Source organism: Blastococcus sp. HT6-30 (genome assembly GCF_039729015.1).
GTDB lineage: Bacteria > Actinomycetota > Actinomycetes > Mycobacteriales > Geodermatophilaceae > Blastococcus.
The window spans coordinates 138,288-153,996 of record NZ_CP155792.1; the positions used below are offsets into that span (position 1 = coordinate 138,288).

The 15,709-nt window shown below is 70.1% G+C and carries 10 protein-coding genes and 3 rRNA genes; 9 read left to right on the forward strand and 4 right to left on the reverse strand.

From position 1 onward, the window contains the following. The first annotated feature begins 18 nt into the window (after positions 1-18). The 4 genes from ABC795_RS00640 (at position 19) to rrf (ending at position 6,443) form a co-directional block, all read left to right on the forward strand. Positions 19-645, forward strand: a complete 627-nt coding sequence (locus ABC795_RS00640; RefSeq protein WP_347058856.1) for an alpha-ketoglutarate-dependent dioxygenase AlkB — start codon at positions 19-21, stop codon at positions 643-645. Between the two features lie 444 nt (positions 646-1,089). After that, positions 1,090-2,608, forward strand: a 16S ribosomal RNA gene (locus tag ABC795_RS00645). Positions 2,609-3,083: 475 nt separating this feature from the next. Beyond that, a 23S ribosomal RNA gene (locus ABC795_RS00650) occupies positions 3,084-6,215 on the forward strand. Positions 6,216-6,326: 111 nt separating this feature from the next. Then, a 5S ribosomal RNA gene (gene rrf, locus ABC795_RS00655) occupies positions 6,327-6,443 on the forward strand. Together the 16S, 23S and 5S rRNA genes form the textbook arrangement of a ribosomal RNA operon. A 417-nt stretch (positions 6,444-6,860) precedes the next feature. Here rrf and egtE read toward each other — a convergent pair. Further along, positions 6,861-7,991 (reverse strand): ergothioneine biosynthesis PLP-dependent enzyme EgtE, encoded by a 1,131-nt coding sequence (gene egtE / locus ABC795_RS00660; RefSeq protein ID WP_347058857.1) that lies wholly within the window; start codon positions 7,989-7,991, stop codon positions 6,861-6,863. A gap of 146 nt (positions 7,992-8,137) precedes the next feature. On the opposite strand from egtE, the gene ABC795_RS00665 reads away from it, so the two are divergent. Further along, complete coding sequence (locus ABC795_RS00665) at positions 8,138-8,605, forward strand: DUF309 domain-containing protein (RefSeq protein WP_347058858.1); 468 nt, start codon at positions 8,138-8,140, stop codon at positions 8,603-8,605. Positions 8,606-9,023: 418 nt separating this feature from the next. On the opposite strand, the gene ABC795_RS00670 is transcribed toward ABC795_RS00665, so the two are convergent. Beyond that, positions 9,024-9,374 (reverse strand): STAS domain-containing protein, encoded by a 351-nt coding sequence (locus tag ABC795_RS00670; RefSeq protein ID WP_347058859.1) that lies wholly within the window; start codon positions 9,372-9,374, stop codon positions 9,024-9,026. Positions 9,375-9,518: 144 nt separating this feature from the next. Here ABC795_RS00670 and ABC795_RS00675 point away from each other — a divergent pair, with 144 nt between their 5' ends. From ABC795_RS00675 to ABC795_RS00685, 3 genes are read left to right on the forward strand one after another with little or no spacing between them, the layout of a single operon-like run. Further along, a complete protein-coding gene (locus ABC795_RS00675; protein ID WP_347058860.1) occupies positions 9,519-10,235 on the forward strand; it encodes a response regulator transcription factor in 717 nt (238 codons plus the stop codon). A 31-nt stretch (positions 10,236-10,266) separates the two neighbouring features. Further along, positions 10,267-11,640: a HAMP domain-containing sensor histidine kinase gene (locus ABC795_RS00680; RefSeq protein WP_347058861.1), complete on the forward strand. Its 1,374-nt coding sequence runs from the start codon at positions 10,267-10,269 to the stop codon at positions 11,638-11,640. Next, on the forward strand, positions 11,637-12,773 hold the full coding sequence (locus ABC795_RS00685; protein ID WP_347058862.1) for a GerMN domain-containing protein: 1,137 nt from the start codon (positions 11,637-11,639) through the stop codon (positions 12,771-12,773). Before ABC795_RS00680 ends, ABC795_RS00685 begins: the two co-directional genes overlap by 4 nt. Positions 12,774-12,834: 61 nt before the next feature. Here ABC795_RS00685 and ABC795_RS00690 read toward each other — a convergent pair whose 3' ends face one another. After that, positions 12,835-13,011, reverse strand: a complete 177-nt coding sequence (locus ABC795_RS00690) for a hypothetical protein (protein WP_347058863.1) — start codon at positions 13,009-13,011, stop codon at positions 12,835-12,837. 606 nt (positions 13,012-13,617) lie between these two features. Here ABC795_RS00690 and ABC795_RS00695 point away from each other — a divergent pair. Continuing rightward, positions 13,618-14,472 (forward strand): DNA-formamidopyrimidine glycosylase family protein, encoded by an 855-nt coding sequence (locus ABC795_RS00695; RefSeq protein ID WP_347058864.1) that lies wholly within the window; start codon positions 13,618-13,620, stop codon positions 14,470-14,472. Positions 14,473-14,475: 3 nt separating this feature from the next. On the opposite strand, the gene ABC795_RS00700 is transcribed toward ABC795_RS00695, so the two are convergent. Continuing rightward, positions 14,476-15,681 carry an MBL fold metallo-hydrolase gene (locus tag ABC795_RS00700; RefSeq protein WP_347058866.1) on the reverse strand — a complete coding sequence of 402 codons (1,206 nt, stop codon included), beginning with the start codon at positions 15,679-15,681 and terminating at the stop codon, positions 14,476-14,478. Positions 15,682-15,709 lie beyond the last annotated feature (28 nt).

Genomic DNA, 15,709 nt, shown 5'->3' on the forward strand with positions numbered 1-15,709 from the left:
TCCGGGTAGCGTGCCGGTATGACGCTGGCACACCAGCCCTCGATGTGGGACCTCGCCGAGGAGGCGACGCTCGCGCCGCTGGAGGGCGTCACCCGCCACGCCCTGGGCCGAGGGGCCTGGGTCGACCACCTGCCGGGCTGGGTCTCCGGGTCCGACGAGGTGCTCGACGTCCTGCTCGGTGACATCGGCTGGCGGGAGGACCGCCGCCAGATGTACGACCGGGAGGTCGCCGTGCCGCGCCTGCTGCGCTGGTACTCCGGCCGGGACGAGCTGCCCCACACGCTCCTGAGCGAGGCCCGGGCACAGCTGAACCGCCACTACGGGCCCGAGCTGGGCGAGCCCTTCGTGACCGCCGGGATGTGCCTGTACCGCGACGGTCGGGACAGCGTCGCCTGGCACGGCGACCGCATCGGGCGCGGGCGCTCCAGCGACACGATGGTCGCCATCGTCTCGTTCGGCTCCCCTCGTCCGCTGCTGCTGCGCCCCATGGGCGGCGGCGACTCCCTCCGCTTCCCGCTGGGCCACGGCGACCTCGTGGTGATGGGTGGCTCGTGCCAGCGCACCTGGGAGCACTGCATCCCGAAGACCACGAAGCCGATCGGACCGCGCGTGAGCGTCCAGTTCCGCCCCTGCGGCGTCGCGTGAACCGGCCGGTCGCCGGGAAGGGGCCGCCGTCCCAGGCCGCGACGCCCCTGCGTCACCGCCGCCCGCCTGGGCTGAGCCCCTCGGCCCCGCGTGAACGGCGCGTGACAAAGACGTGGCGGGGACGTGTCGGGCGTCACCGGGGGGTCGGGTTGCACGGGGCTGGTGGGGGCGTGTAACTTTCTTTTTGCGCCGCGCGGCCCGGAAGGGCCGCCGGACCAGCCCCCCGCTCGACGGGCTGCTGGAAACCGGCGTAGAGTTGGACATCCAGCCAGGGACGAGGCCCGGAAGGGTCGAGTGTCTGCGCGTCCGCTCCTTGAGAACTCAACAGCGTGCCGAAAGTCAGTGCCAAGTAATACCCCGTGCCGGTCTTCGGGCCGGCTGGGATTCCTTTGGTTGATTGATATCGAGAGTGTCAGCTCTCGGTTCTCAGCTGCGATCAGATCATCTACGGAGAGTTTGATCCTGGCTCAGGACGAACGCTGGCGGCGTGCTTAACACATGCAAGTCGAACGGTGAACTCCGCTTGCGGGGGGATCAGTGGCGAACGGGTGAGTAACACGTGGGCAACCTGCCCCTGGCTCTGGGATAACTCCAAGAAATTGGGGCTAATACCGGATATGACCGCTGGCCGCATGGTCTGGTGGTGGAAAGATTTATCGGCTGGGGATGGGCCCGCGGCCTATCAGCTTGTTGGTGGGGTAGTGGCCTACCAAGGCGACGACGGGTAGCCGGCCTGAGAGGGTGACCGGCCACACTGGGACTGAGACACGGCCCAGACTCCTACGGGAGGCAGCAGTGGGGAATATTGCGCAATGGGCGGAAGCCTGACGCAGCGACGCCGCGTGGGGGATGACGGCCTTCGGGTTGTAAACCTCTTTCAGCAGGGACGAAGCGAGAGTGACGGTACCTGCAGAAGAAGCACCGGCCAACTACGTGCCAGCAGCCGCGGTAATACGTAGGGTGCAAGCGTTGTCCGGAATTATTGGGCGTAAAGAGCTCGTAGGCGGTTCGTCGCGTCGGCTGTGAAAACCTGAGGCTCAACCTCAGGCCTGCAGTCGATACGGGCGGACTTGAGTTCGGCAGGGGAGACTGGAATTCCTGGTGTAGCGGTGAAATGCGCAGATATCAGGAGGAACACCGGTGGCGAAGGCGGGTCTCTGGGCCGAAACTGACGCTGAGGAGCGAAAGCGTGGGGAGCGAACAGGATTAGATACCCTGGTAGTCCACGCCGTAAACGTTGGGCGCTAGGTGTGGGGGCCATTCCACGGTCTCCGTGCCGCAGCTAACGCATTAAGCGCCCCGCCTGGGGAGTACGGCCGCAAGGCTAAAACTCAAAGGAATTGACGGGGGCCCGCACAAGCGGCGGAGCATGTTGCTTAATTCGATGCAACGCGAAGAACCTTACCTAGGCTTGACATGCACGGAAATCCTCCAGAGATGGTGGGTCCGTAAGGGCCGTGCACAGGTGGTGCATGGTTGTCGTCAGCTCGTGTCGTGAGATGTTGGGTTAAGTCCCGCAACGAGCGCAACCCTCGTTCTATGTTGCCAGCACGTGATGGTGGGGACTCATAGGAGACTGCCGGGGTCAACTCGGAGGAAGGTGGGGATGACGTCAAATCATCATGCCCCTTATGTCTAGGGCTGCAAACATGCTACAATGGCCGGTACAAAGGGCTGCGATACCGTAAGGTGGAGCGAATCCCAAAAAGCCGGTCTCAGTTCGGATTGGGGTCTGCAACTCGACCTCATGAAGTTGGAGTCGCTAGTAATCGCAGATCAGCAACGCTGCGGTGAATACGTTCCCGGGCCTTGTACACACCGCCCGTCACGTCACGAAAGTCGGTAACGCCCGAAGCCGGTGGCCCAACCCTTGTGGAGGGAGCCGTCGAAGGCGGGATCGGCGATTGGGACGAAGTCGTAACAAGGTAGCCGTACCGGAAGGTGCGGCTGGATCACCTCCTTTCTAAGGAGCACTGGCCGCGTCCCTGTGGGGTGTGGTCCAGAGCCGCGCTCAGGGCATGACGGTCCGCCACTACCGGTGGGCTGCACAGTTCCTGGGGTGGTGCTCGAGGGTGGAACGCTGACCAGTTCGGCCGGCAGCTGCTGCTGCTCCTAGTACGGCGTCTGCTCTGTCCTTCGGGATGGGGTGGGTGTGGGGAACGGGGTGGGAGGGGTGGGTTGGTCGTAGGCACGCTGTTGGGTCCTGAGGGAGCGGGTTGGTCCGTTTCTTCGTGTCAGGGCCTCCTGGTTCTCGTACCGTCACCGTGTCCCTTGTGTGGGGTGGGTGGGTCTGGCGGGGATGGTGTGGGGGGTGGCTGGTCGTACGTTGAGAACTGCACAGTGGACGCGAGCATCTTCTGACTCTGATTAGCAGAGTTTCGAGTTTGTAGGCCCGTCTCATCATTTCCTTCCGGGGGTGTGGGGCGGGATTTTTGTGTGGCCAAGTTGTTAAGGGCACACGGTGGATGCCTGGGCACCAGGAGCCGATGAAGGACGTAGGAGGCTGCGATAAGCCTCGGGGAGCTGTCAACCGAGCGTTGATCCGAGGATTTCCGAATGGGGGAACCCCGCACCAGTCATGTGGTGTGACCCGCGCCTGAACACATAGGGCGTGTGGAGGGAACGTGGGGAAGTGAAACATCTCAGTACCCACAGGAAGAGAAAACAACAGTGATTCCGTGAGTAGTGGCGAGCGAAAGCGGAAGAGGCTAAACCGATCGCATGTGATAGCCGGCAGGCGTTGTGTGGTCGGGGTCGTGGGACAGTTCAGCATCCTCTGCCGGGGGTGCAGGGAGTCATAAAGGACTTGTGTTAGTGGAAGGCCTCTGGAAGGGGTCGCCGTAGAGGGTGATAGCCCCGTACACGAAAACTCAGTCTCTCCCGAGCTTGTTTCCCAAGTAGCACCGAGCCCGTGAAATTCGGTGTGAATCTGGCGGGACCACCCGCTAAGCCTGAATACTCCCTGGTGACCGATAGCGGACAAGTACCGTGAGGGAAAGGTGAAAAGTACCCCGGGAGGGGAGTGAAATAGTACCTGAAACCGTGTGCCTACAAGCCGTGAGAGCTTCAAGCCTTTCGGGGCTGGGGTGATTGCGTGCCTTTTGAAGAATGAGCCTGCGAGTTAGCGGTACGTGGCGAGGTTAACCCGTGTGGGGAAGCCGTAGCGAAAGCGAGTCCGAACAGGGCGGTTTGAGTCGCGTGCTCTAGACCCGAAGCCGAGTGATCTACCCATGGCCAGGTTGAAGCGCGGGTAAGACCGCGTGGAGGACCGAACCCACCAGGGTTGAAAACCTGGGGGATGAGCTGTGGGTAGGGGTGAAAGGCCAATCAAACTCGGTGATAGCTGGTTCTCCCCGAAATGCATTTAGGTGCAGCGTCACGTGTTTCTTGCCGGAGGTAGAGCACTGGATGGCCGATGGGCCCCACAAGGTTACTGACGTCAACCAAACTCCGAATGCCGGTAAGTGAGAGCGTGGCAGTGAGACTGCGGGCGATAAGGTTCGTAGTCGAGAGGGAAACAGCCCAGATCATCGGCTAAGGCCCCTAAGCGTGTGCTAAGTGGAAAAGGATGTGGGATCGCAGAGACAACCAGGAGGTTGGCTTAGAAGCAGCCACCCTTGAAAGAGTGCGTAATAGCTCACTGGTCAAGTGGTTCCGCGCCGACAATGTAGCGGGGCTCAAGCACACCGCCGAAGCCGTGGCATTCACACGTTCGCCCGCTGGTGCCTTTCGGGGTGCCGGCCAGGTGTGTGGATGGGTAGGGGAGCGTCGTGTGGCGGTGGAAGCGGCGGAGTGATCCAGCCGTGGACGCCACACGAGTGAGAATGCAGGCATGAGTAGCGAGAGGGGAGTGAGAACCTCCCCCGCCGGAAGACCAAGGGTTCCTGGGCCAGGCTAATCCGCCCAGGGTGAGTCGGGACCTAAGGCGAGGCCGACAGGCGTAGTCGATGGACAACGGGTTGATATTCCCGTACCCGCGAAGGAACGCCCATGCTGAACCCAGCGATGCTAACCCACCGAAGCCGGTGCGCCCACTTGTGGGTAATCCGGTGGAGCTGGGGACCCGGACTGGTAGTAGGCAAGCGATGGGGTGACGCAGGAAGGTAGTCCTACCGGTGAGTGGTAGTACCGGTGCAAGGGTGTGGCCCGTGACGTAGGTAAATCCGCGTCGCACACAGGGTGAGGCCCGACGCATAGCCGAATGAGGCGAATTGGATGATCCTATGCTGCCGAGAAAAGCCTCTAGCGAGTTCCGAGCGGCCCGTACCCCAAACCAACTCAGGTGGTCAGGTAGAGAATACCGAGGCGATCGAGCGAACTGTGGTTAAGGAACTCGGCAAAATGCCCCCGTAACTTCGGGAGAAGGGGGGCCATCTACTGTCAACATCCTTGCGGTGGGCAGCGGTGGGTGGCCGCAGAGACCAGTGAGAAGCGACTGTTTACTAAAAACACAGGTCCGTGCGAAGTCGTAAGACGATGTATACGGACTGACGCCTGCCCGGTGCTGGAACGTTAAGGGGACGGGTTAGTGCACTTCGGTGTGCGAAGCTCAGAACTCAAGCGCCAGTAAACGGCGGTGGTAACTATAACCATCCTAAGGTAGCGAAATTCCTTGTCGGGTAAGTTCCGACCTGCACGAATGGCGTAACGACTTCTCAGCTGTCTCAACCACAGGCTCGGCGAAATTGCACTACGAGTAAAGATGCTCGTTACGCGCGGCAGGACGGAAAGACCCCGGGACCTTTACTATAGCTTGATATTGGTGTTCGGTTCGGCTTGTGTAGGATAGGTGGGAGACTGCGAAGCGGGCACGCCAGTGTTCGTGGAGTCGCCGTTGAAATACCACTCTGGTCGAATTGGATGTCTAACCTCGGTCCGTGATCCGGATCAGGAACAGTGTCAGGTGGGTAGTTTAACTGGGGCGGTTGCCTCCCAAAATGTAACGGAGGCGCCCAAAGGTTCCCTCAGCCTGGTTGGCAATCAGGTGTCGAGTGCAAGTGCACAAGGGAGCTTGACTGCGAGACCGACGGGTCGAGCAGGAGCGAAAGCTGGGACTAGTGACCCGGCACCGGCATGTGGAAGCGGTGTCGCTCAACGGATAAAAGGTACCCCGGGGATAACAGGCTGATCTTCCCCAAGAGTCCATATCGACGGGATGGTTTGGCACCTCGATGTCGGCTCGTCGCATCCTGGGGCTGGAGTAGGTCCCAAGGGTTGGGCTGTTCGCCCATTAAAGCGGTACGCGAGCTGGGTTTAGAACGTCGTGAGACAGTTCGGTCCCTATCCGCCGCGCGCGTAAGAGACTTGAGAAGAGCTGTCCCTAGTACGAGAGGACCGGGACGGACGAACCTCTGGTGTGCCAGTTGTACCGCCAGGTGCACTGCTGGTTAGCTACGTTCGGCAGGGATAACCGCTGAAAGCATCTAAGCGGGAAGCTCGCTTCAAGATGAGGTCTCTCACCGGGTCAACCGGGTAAGGCCCCCGCCCAGACCAGCGGGTTGATAGGCCGGAAGTGGAAGCACCGCAAGGTGTGGAGCTGACCGGTACTAACAGGCCGAGGGCTTGACCACACACACCCACATCCATCGGGGTCTGTGACAGGTCAGGGTCACAAATTTTGCTACGCGTCCACTGTGCGGTTCTGAACGCACGAACCAGTTGGTTCGACAGGTTCACAGAGTTACGGCGGCCATGGCGAGAGGGAAACGCCCGGTCACATTCCGAACCCGGAAGCTAAGCCTTTCAGCGCCGATGGTACTGCCCTGGAGACGGGGTGGGAGAGTAGGACGCCGCCGGACAACCATTCCCGAAGGGGCCCCAGCATCCGTGCTGGGGCCCCTTCGTGCGTTTGGCTTCACCTGCAGAGGCCATGGCGGTGACCCGGGCGGGGGTCCACCGGCGAGGTCGCCGGGCCGTTCGAGGCCCGCCGCGCGCCGGTCCCGCCGGAGCGCCGGCGCTGCCGGTACCGAGACCGCCTCGAGGTGGTCTCGCGTCCGCCCGGTCGGCCCGCGGGATAGCAGTGGTCGTGCAGTGGTCGTCGCCCTGGGGAGGCGCCCACAGCCTGGGGCCCTGTTCCGTCACGTGGCGGAGCAGGGCCCCAGGCTGTACGACGCTGGGTCGGGGCGGCCAGGGACCGTGGGCAGTCCTTCGTTGCTCACTGGGAGTTCTTCGGCTGCCCGCGGGGGTTGGAGTACCCCCCCGGCTGACGGCGCGCCTCAGAGGGCCGCGGCGAGCGCCTCGAGGTCATCGACCGTCGCGTCCAGGTGCGGGGAGACCCGCAGCACCGGACCGGTCATCTCGCCCGGCGCCCGCTCCGGCCCGATCGCGCTCAGCACGATCCCGTGCTCGGTCAGCAGCCGGGTGCGCGTCTCGACCACGTCGACGCCGTCCGGCGGGCGCAGCGTCGTCGTCGCCGTCGGCTCCCCGGTCGGTTCCACGGCCCGCCAGCCGGCGACGCCGTCGAGCAGCTCCCGGGTGGTCCGGCCGAGCGCGGCCAGCCGCTCACGCACCCGGTCGGGACCGGCCGCGAGGTGCTCGCCGACGGCCACGACGAGGCCGACCCGGCCGGCGACGTGCGCCTCCCCCGACTCGAACGCCCGGATCGGCGGAACGCCCGGGGGCTCCGGTAGCACCGGGACCAGCTGGGCGGCGATGACGGGGCGGACGAACAGCATCCCCACGCCGCGGGGGCCGGCCAGCCACTTGCGCGAAGTGCCGTAGACGACGTCGGCGCCGAGGTCGACGTCCACGTGCCCCAGCGACTGGGCCGCGTCCAGCACCAGCGGGACGCCGGCCTCCCGGCACAGGGCCGCGATCTCGCGCGCCGGCTGCAGCAGCCCGCGGTGGCTCCCGATGTGCGTCAGGTGCACCAGGCGCGGGGGATCGGCGGCGAGCAGCCGTGCCACGCCCTCGACGTCGGCCCGGCCCAGGCCGTCGACGGGCAGCGGCTCCGGCTGCAGGCCGGCGGCCCGCAGCTGCGCCACGTTGGGGGCGTACTCGCCGGGCAGGCAGGCCACCCGTGCCCCGGCGGGCAGCCGCCAGCCGTCCAGGAGGGCGACCAGCGCCGCCTGGGCGGACTCCAGGAAGGCGACGTCGGCGGCGGCCATGCCGACCAGCCCACCCAGCACCGAGCGGCCCTGCTGGAGGAGGTCGTCGGCGGCGGCCTCGGCGACGTATCCGCCGAGCTCCGCCTCGTGCCGGGCGTGGTGCGCCGCGGCCTCGAGCGCACGGTGGCTCTGCCGGCTGGAGGCGGCGCTGTCCAGGTGTCGCCCCGGCGGCCGCGGGCGGACCGCGCGCCAGTGGGCGCCGAGGTCGTGCGAGGGCAGGTCGTGGTGCGGGGCGGTCACGCGTTGCACGCTAGGCGCCGGTCGGCTGTCCAGCCCTCCACGGGCCACTGAGACACCCGAGTGCGGCGCGGGGCCGCATCGTCGTCGGTTCCGTCCCGCCGGCGGCCCCCGAGGCGTCGCCCGCCGGGCGCGGGCAGGATGGCGGCATGGACGAGCGCGACCGCGACGGCGAGGGGCGGGCCCGCAACGCACGGCCGCGGGACGCCCTCGGGCGTCCCCTGCCGCGTGGCGCCGTGGGGGAGGAGCGCGCTCCCGAGGGCGTCGTCCGGGCGCCGGAGGTGGCGCTCGCCGAGGCCCAGGCGCTGCTCGACGCCGGCCGCCCCTTCCACGCGCACGAGGTCCTCGAGGACGCCTGGAAGTCCGCGCCCGAGGAGGAGCGCCAGCTGTGGCGCGGCCTGGCGCAGCTCGCCGTCGGCCTGACCCACGCCGCGCGGGGCAACGAGCGCGGCGCGACCACCCTGCTCGAACGCGGCGCGGGGAACGTCGCCGGGTACGCGGCCTCCCCACTCCACCGGGTCGACGTCGACGGGGTGGTGGCGTGGGCGCGGGCCCTGGCCGCGGCTCCGGGCACCGTCACCGACCCGGCCGCCTCGGCCCCCCGGCTGCGGGGCTGAGCCGGCCGGGACGTCCGGAGCTCAGCGGTCGCGGACGCGGGCGTAGCGGTCCGGCGCCACCTGGCGCTGGTGGGCGTGGTCGACGAGAGGCTCCGGCACCGAACGGGGAGTACACCCGGAAGGGCGTTCCGTCGGACTTGGTGACCCGGCCAGGTGTCCCCGGCGTCGCCCCGGCGGCGGCCGTAAGGGCCGGCGTCGGCGCTGACGTGCACCGAGGTCGCGCCCACCTCGCGAGCCAGCTCCGGGGAGCACCCGCGCGGGATCGCCGGACCGCAACACCAGCGCGCCGCCCGGGTCTGCGTCCAGCGCGGCGGGCAGCGCGGGGTGGTCCTGCAGCCGCAGGTCCCTGCGGACCCAGAGCAGCGCGGTGGGCACCGGCCGAGCCGAGGAACGATCCCCGCCCGCGCTCACCGGAACTTCAGGCGGAGCGGTCCAGGCCTTCCAGCCCCAGCACCCGCCACAGCCCCGTCCGGCGCAGCAGGGCCAGGGTGCGCCGGTTGGCCCCACGGACGACGACGCTGCCGCCGCGGGCCCGGCACGCCCGGTGCGCGGTGAGGAGGCTGGCCGCCGCCGGGCTCGACAGGTGCTCCACCTCCCGGACGTCGACGACCACCCGTCGCGCACCGGTGAGCAGGGCGTCGTGCAGCAGCCAGCGGATGTCGGCGACGCCGTCGGCGAGCATCTCCTCGGTCAGCCGCAGGACGACCTCGCCGGAGCCGCTCTCGTCGTCGGGACCGGCACTCCGGTGGTCGCGGTCGGCAGGGCGCACGGCGGTCTCCTCGGCGGTCGGTTCCGCACGGTCGCCCAGCAGCCTCGCCGCCGGACTTTGCGATCTCCCGGGTCGGGACATTGCGATCGGATGACGGTGGCCGACGCGGGCGGGGGCGCGGTCCCGCGGTGGCAGCATGGCCGCGTGTCGCTGCGGATCCTGATCGTGGAGGACGACGACTCCATCCGGACTGCGTTGCGGTGGGCCCTGGAGGACGAGGGGTACGACGTGGCCGAGGCCGCCTGCGGGGAGGACGCCGTCCGCATGGTGGGCATCGCCGCGCCCGACATGATGATCGTCGACCTGATGCTCGGGTCGATGGACGGCTTCGCCGTCATCCGGGAGGTGCGCCGCGCACACGACCTCCCGGTCGTCGTCGTCAGTGCCCGCGCGGACACCCAGGACATCGTCGAGGCGCTCGAGGTGGGCGCCGACGACTACGTGACCAAGCCTTTCCAGATCAAGGAGATCACCGCCCGGCTGCGGGCCCTGCGCCGCCGTACCGCCGCTGCCCCGGCAGGCTCCCCGGCCGACGGCACCCGGGCGGGCGTCGTCCTCGACCACGACCCCGCGGCCCCGCTGGTGCTCCGGGAGGCCAGCGGCACCGTCTACCGCGGGACCGAGCTGGTCCCCCTGACGCTGACCGAGTACCGGGTGCTGTGCGAGCTGGCCGGCGCCCCGGGGCGGGTCTTCAGCCGGCAGGCGCTGCTCGAGCGGGTGTGGGAGCACGGGTTCTTCGGGGACGAGCGGATCGTCGACGTGCACGTGCGGCGGCTGCGGACGAAGGTCGAGCGCGATCCGGGCAGCCCCCGGCTGGTGGTCACCGTCCGGGGGCTCGGCTACCGCCTGGATCCGCAGTGACGGGCACCTTCGCCGGCGTGCGGAGCCGCCGGTGAGCCGGATCCCGGGGCGACGGGGGCTGCGGCGCCGCATCGTGCTGGGCTTCGCGGCCAGCACGCTGCTGGTCTCGGCCGTGCTCGTGACCACGACCTGGCTGCTGGCCCGCAGCTTCGTCGTGGAGCAGCGCGAGCAGGCGCTCACGCAGCAGGCGTTCGCCGACGCCGAGGTGCTGCGCAACCGGCTGTCCGGCGCCGGCGCCGACGTCGGGCGGGTGCTGGGCGAGCTCGTCCCGTTCGGCGATGCGGAGGTCGTCGTCCGGCGCGGCGAGGACTGGTACTCCTCGAGCCTGGAGGTGAGTGGCCGGGACGTGCCGACGGCCCTCCAGGAGGTGGTGGCCACCGGCGCGGCGGGCGCGGTGCGGGTCGACACGGCGGACGGCCCGCGGCTCGTCGTCGCCGTCCCCGTGGTCAGCGCGGGGGTGGAGTTCTACGAGGTCGCGCCGCTGGACGACCTGGAGACGCTGCTGCGGACGCTGGCGGTCGTGCTCGCCGCCGGCGCGGGCGTGGCGACCGTCGCCGGTGCCGGTTTCGGGGCGTGGGCCAGCCGGCGCGCCGTCCACCCGCTGGAGCAGGTCGCCGGCGCCGCGACGAGGATCGCCGGAGGCGAGCTCTCCACCCGGCTCCCGGCGACCGACGACCCCGACCTGGTGGGCATCGTCGCCGCCTTCAACAGCATGGTCGACGCCCTCGCAGCGCGGATCACGCGGGACGCCCGGTTCGTCGGCGACGTCAGCCACGAGCTCCGCAGCCCCCTGACCAGCCTCACCACCAGCGTCGAGGTGCTGGCCACCCGGCGGCAGGAGCTGCCGCCACGGGCCCAGCAGGCCCTCGCCCTGGTGGAGGACCAGGTCACGCGCCTGCGCATCACCCTCGACGACCTGCTGGAGCTGGCGTGGCTCGACGGCGCCGGCCACGTGCCCGACGCCGTCCCGGTGTCCCTGACGGCGCTCGTGCGGGAGGTGCTCGAGGAAACCGGCCGGCCCGTGGCCCTGCTGGAGGCCGGGCCCGAACCCGAGACCACCGTGCTCGGCGACAAGGCGCGCCTGGAGCGGGCCGTGCGCAACCTCCTGGACAACGCCGACCGCTACGGGGGAGGGCCGGACCGGGTGGGGGTCCGGCGCTGCGAGGGCTCGGTCGTGGTGACGGTGGACGACACCGGTCCGGGGGTGGCGCCCCTGGATCGGGAGCGGATCTTCGAGCGCTTCGCCCGGGCGCCCGGCTCGGCGCGACGCTCGGTGCCCGGAGCCGGGCTGGGGCTGGCCATCGTGGCCGAGACCACCGCGCAGCACGGCGGCGCGGCGTGGTGCGCCGCGAGTCCGAGCGGGGGCGCCCGTTTCGTCCTCTCGCTGCCGGCGGCGTCGACGTGAGGCGCCTGCGCCGGCTGGGTGCCGCCGGCAGGCTGGGACTGGTCCTCGTGGTGACGGCGGCGTGCGGGGTCCCCACCGGGGAGGGCCCCTCCACGATCGCGCCGTCCGACGTCCCGTACGGGCTCGCCGCACCGGATCCCGCGCCGACGGCCGCGCCGTCGTCCGTCCCCGGCGACGGTGGCTGGGCCTACCTCGTCGGCGCCGACGAGGCGCTCGTGCCCAGGGCCCGGGAGAGCGGCACGGGACCTACCGAGGAGCGGCTGGAGGAATTGCTGGCGGCGCTCTCCGCCGGGCCGACCGAGGAGGAGCGGGCCCAGGGGCTGTCCACCGCCCTGCCCACGGGGATGACGCTGTCGGTGGCCGGCATCGACGGCGCCACGGCGACGATCGACCTCGCCGGTGCCGCGGCCCTGTCGTCCAGCCGCCGGGCCGTGGCGCAGATCGTGCTCACCGCGACGAGCCTGCCGGGGGTGCAGGCGGTCCTGCTGACCAGCCGTGGCGAGCCGGTGGAGGCGCCGCTCCCCTCCGGCGCGCTCACCGACGCGCCGTTGCTCCCGGCCGACTACGCCGTCTTCCTCACCCCACCGCCGCCCGCGGCGTCCCCGTCGGACCCCGCCACCGCCGTGCCGCAGCCCGTCCCGACCGAGCCCCGGTCGTCGCCCGGCGCGCCGCCGCCGACCGTGGCGTCGCCCTTCGTCGCCGACACCCGGCCCGACACGGCTGCGGCGTCACCCGGGGCTGCCGTCACCGTGACCGACGTCCGCGTCGGCCGCCACGAGGGCTTCGACCGGGTCACCCTCGAGGTGGACGGCGCGGGGCTGCCCGGCTGGGACGCCCGCTACGTGCCCGAGGCGCGGTCGGCGGGCAGTGGCGCCCCGGTGGACGTGGCGGGGGAGGCGGTCCTCCGGCTCGTGCTCACCGGGGTGGGCCTGCCCGGGGACACCGGGATCCCCCCGTACGCGGGGCCCGATCCGGTGGTCGCGGGGCACCCGGCGGTGCGCGAGGTCGTGCTGGACGCGGTCTTCGAGGGGCAGATGGCATCGTTCGTCGGCGCCGCGGCCGAGCGCCCGTTCCGGGTGTACCGGCTGCAGGGCCCGGACCGGGTCGTGGTCGAGGTGCTCCACCAGGGCTGAGACGAGGAGGTCTGCACACCGGCGTGGAGCCGGTGCGCAGACCTCTTCCGGGCCGGACCGGTCACCAGCGGTGCGCGACGTCGATCACCAGGCGGACGGCGTCGTCCCCGGGGGTGCCGAGCAGCGGAAAGGTGCGGAACGGCAGTCGGGCGCGGGTGCCGATGCCCAGGGTGGTTCTTCCTTCGTATGAGCCGGCCCACGCGACCTGCTCGAACGTGCGGAAGTCGTCGACGTCCACGACCTCGTTGCGCCTGGGCGGGAGGTAGGTGGCCCGCCCGTACCCGTCGTAGGCCGGGGCGCGACGACGACCTCGAGCGCCGCTCCGCCCGCCAGCGGGACCGGGGTGCCCGAGCCCTCCTGGTGCACCGCGTCGACGTAGCGCACCGCGTAGCCGGTCGCCGCCGCGGGACCGCGCAGGTCGACGACCAGGCGGTCGAAGCAGGCGTGCCGGCCGGCGCGCACGTCGGTGACGCTCAGGCCGGCGGTGGCCGCATTGCTGGCCTCCGGCAGCGAGCCCCACACCAGACCGCAGTACGGTGCGGGGGTGGCCGCGGCCGACGCCGGGGTGAGGACGCCGCCCAGCAGCGTGATCACGCCGGCGAGGACCGCCAGGAAACCGAGTCGGGACCTGTTCACGATGACCTCCCTCTCTCGTGCCCGTGCCCAGTGGAACGGGCCCACGGACGGAGGTGTACTCGTCCGCGAGGGCTCCGGAAGCCGCCGCAACAGGGTCTCCACCAGGTCGTCGTGGCCGTCATCCGGTCGTCGCGCCGCCGCAACGCCGCCGCCGGAAACCGCCTGATCGGGGACGGCGGGACGTCGCGATCCGCGCGATCATGGCCGGGTGCCCGAGTTGCCCGAGGTGGAGGCTCTGGCGGCGTTCCTGCGGGAGAACGCCGTCGGCCAGGTGCTGGCGCGCGCGGACCTGGCCGCGGTCCAGGCGATCAAGACCTTCGACCCGCCGCTGTCGTCCCTGGCCGGGCTGCAGATCACCGGAGCCGCCCGGCACGGCAAGTTCCTCGACCTCGACGTCAGCGGGCTGCACCTCGTCGTCCACCTGGCCCGCGCCGGCTGGCTGCACTGGCGCACCGGCCTGCCCACCGCGCCGCCGAAGCCGGGCAAGGGGCCGCTGGCGCTGCGGGTCCACCTGGATGACGGCGACGGCTTCGACCTCACCGAGCAGGGCACCCGCAAGGGCCTGGCGATCTACGTCGTCCGGCACCCGGGCGAGGTGCCCGGCATCGCGCGGCTGGGTCCCGACGCGCTGGAGACCGACCGTGACACCTTCGCCCGGCTGCTGGCCGGCCGCTCGGGCCAGCTCAAGGGCGCGCTGACCGACCAGACCCTCATCGCCGGCATCGGCAACGCCTACTCGGACGAGATCCTGCACGCGGCGCGGCTCTCGCCGTTCAAGATGGCCGACAAGCTCACCGACGACGAACTGGTCCGCCTCTTCGACGCCGTGCGGGCGACGCTCACCGGCGCCCTCGACCGCCAGGTGGGCCAGCGGGCCGCCACCATGAAGGGCGAGAAGCGCTCGGGGTTGCAGGTCCACGCCCGCACGGGCCTTCCCTGCCCGGTGTGCGGCGACACCGTGCGGGAGGTCAGCTTCGCCGACACCTCGCTGCAGTACTGCCCCACCTGCCAGACCGGCGGGAAGCCGCTGGCCGACCGCCGGATGTCCAAGCTCCTGCGCTGAGAATCAGCCCGGCAGCAGGGACAGCAGCCGGGTCATCGTCCGCGCCAGCACCGACGAGCCGAGCCCGGCGTCCTCGTGCGGCCCGGGCGCCGCCGAGCCCACCGCCGTCCACCAGTCGCGCAGCGGTGCCGGGTCGAGGACGTCGATGCGCTCGCCGGGCTGCGGTACGACGACCCGTGCGCCGGTCCGCTCGGCGGCGGCCAGCAGACGCTGCACGGGCTCGGCCCAGCGGTGGAAGGCCAGGTTGAACGTCGCCCAGTGGATCGGCAGCAGCACCCGACCGCCCAGGTCGCCGTGCGCGCGCATCGCCTCCTCGGGGTCCATGTGGATGGCGTGCCAGGCGTCGTTGTACGCCCCGATCGGCAGCAGCGTCAGATCGAACGGGCCGAACCGTGCCCCGATCGCGGCGAACGCGGGCGTGTAGCCGGTGTCACCGCCGAAGAAGACCCGGTGCCGCGGCCCGGCGATCGCCCACGACGCCCACAGGGTGGTGTCGCGGTGGAAGTAGCGGCCGGAGAAGTGTCGCGCCTCGGTGCAGGTGAGGGTCAGCCCACCGAGGACGTGCGTCTCCTCCCAGTCCAGCTCGACGATCCGCTCCTCGGGCACGTGCCACTTGCGCAGGTGCTCGCCGACGCCCAGGGGGACGACGAAGGGCGCCGACTGGGTGGCCAGCAGGGCCCGGACGGTGGGCAGGTCGAGGTGGTCGTAGTGGTCGTGGGAGATGAGGACGGCGTCGACCGGGGGCAGGCCCTCGATCGCCGTCGGCGGTTCGTGCAGGCGTGTCGGCCCGAACACCGGCGACGGCGAGACGCGGTAGCCCCACACCGGGTCGACCAGGATGCGCTGACCGTCGACCTCGAGCAGCGCGCTGGCGTGCCCGAACCAGGCAACTGCGAGCTCGGCCGCGTCGGCCGGCAGTTCGGCGGAGGCCAGCGGGATCGGGCCGCCCGGCAGGCCCACGTGCCGCTCCTCGTGCCACTGCCGGAGCAGCCCGTCGCGGGTGTTCGCGGGGGAGAGCGCCGGCGTCGGCATCCGGTTGTGGAACTTGCCGTCGGAGAACTGCGCCGAGCGGGAGACCACGGGGCGCAACCGGCGGCGGTGCGCGCCCAGCGCGGTGGGCAGACCCCAGGCGGCCGCGGTCAGCCAGCCGACCGGACCGGCGAGGGCGGCGGCGGTCAGGGCGGCGCGACGAGCGAGGCGGGACGGCACGGTTCCCAGCATCCCAGGCCGCAGCCGC

Coding starts and splice junctions, on each gene's coding strand:
- ABC795_RS00640 (WP_347058856.1), top strand. CDS start 19: ATGACGCTGGCACACCAGCCCTCGATGTGGGACCTCGCCGAGGAGGCG.
- ABC795_RS00665 (WP_347058858.1), top strand. CDS start 8,138: ATGGACGAGCGCGACCGCGACGGCGAGGGGCGGGCCCGCAACGCACGG.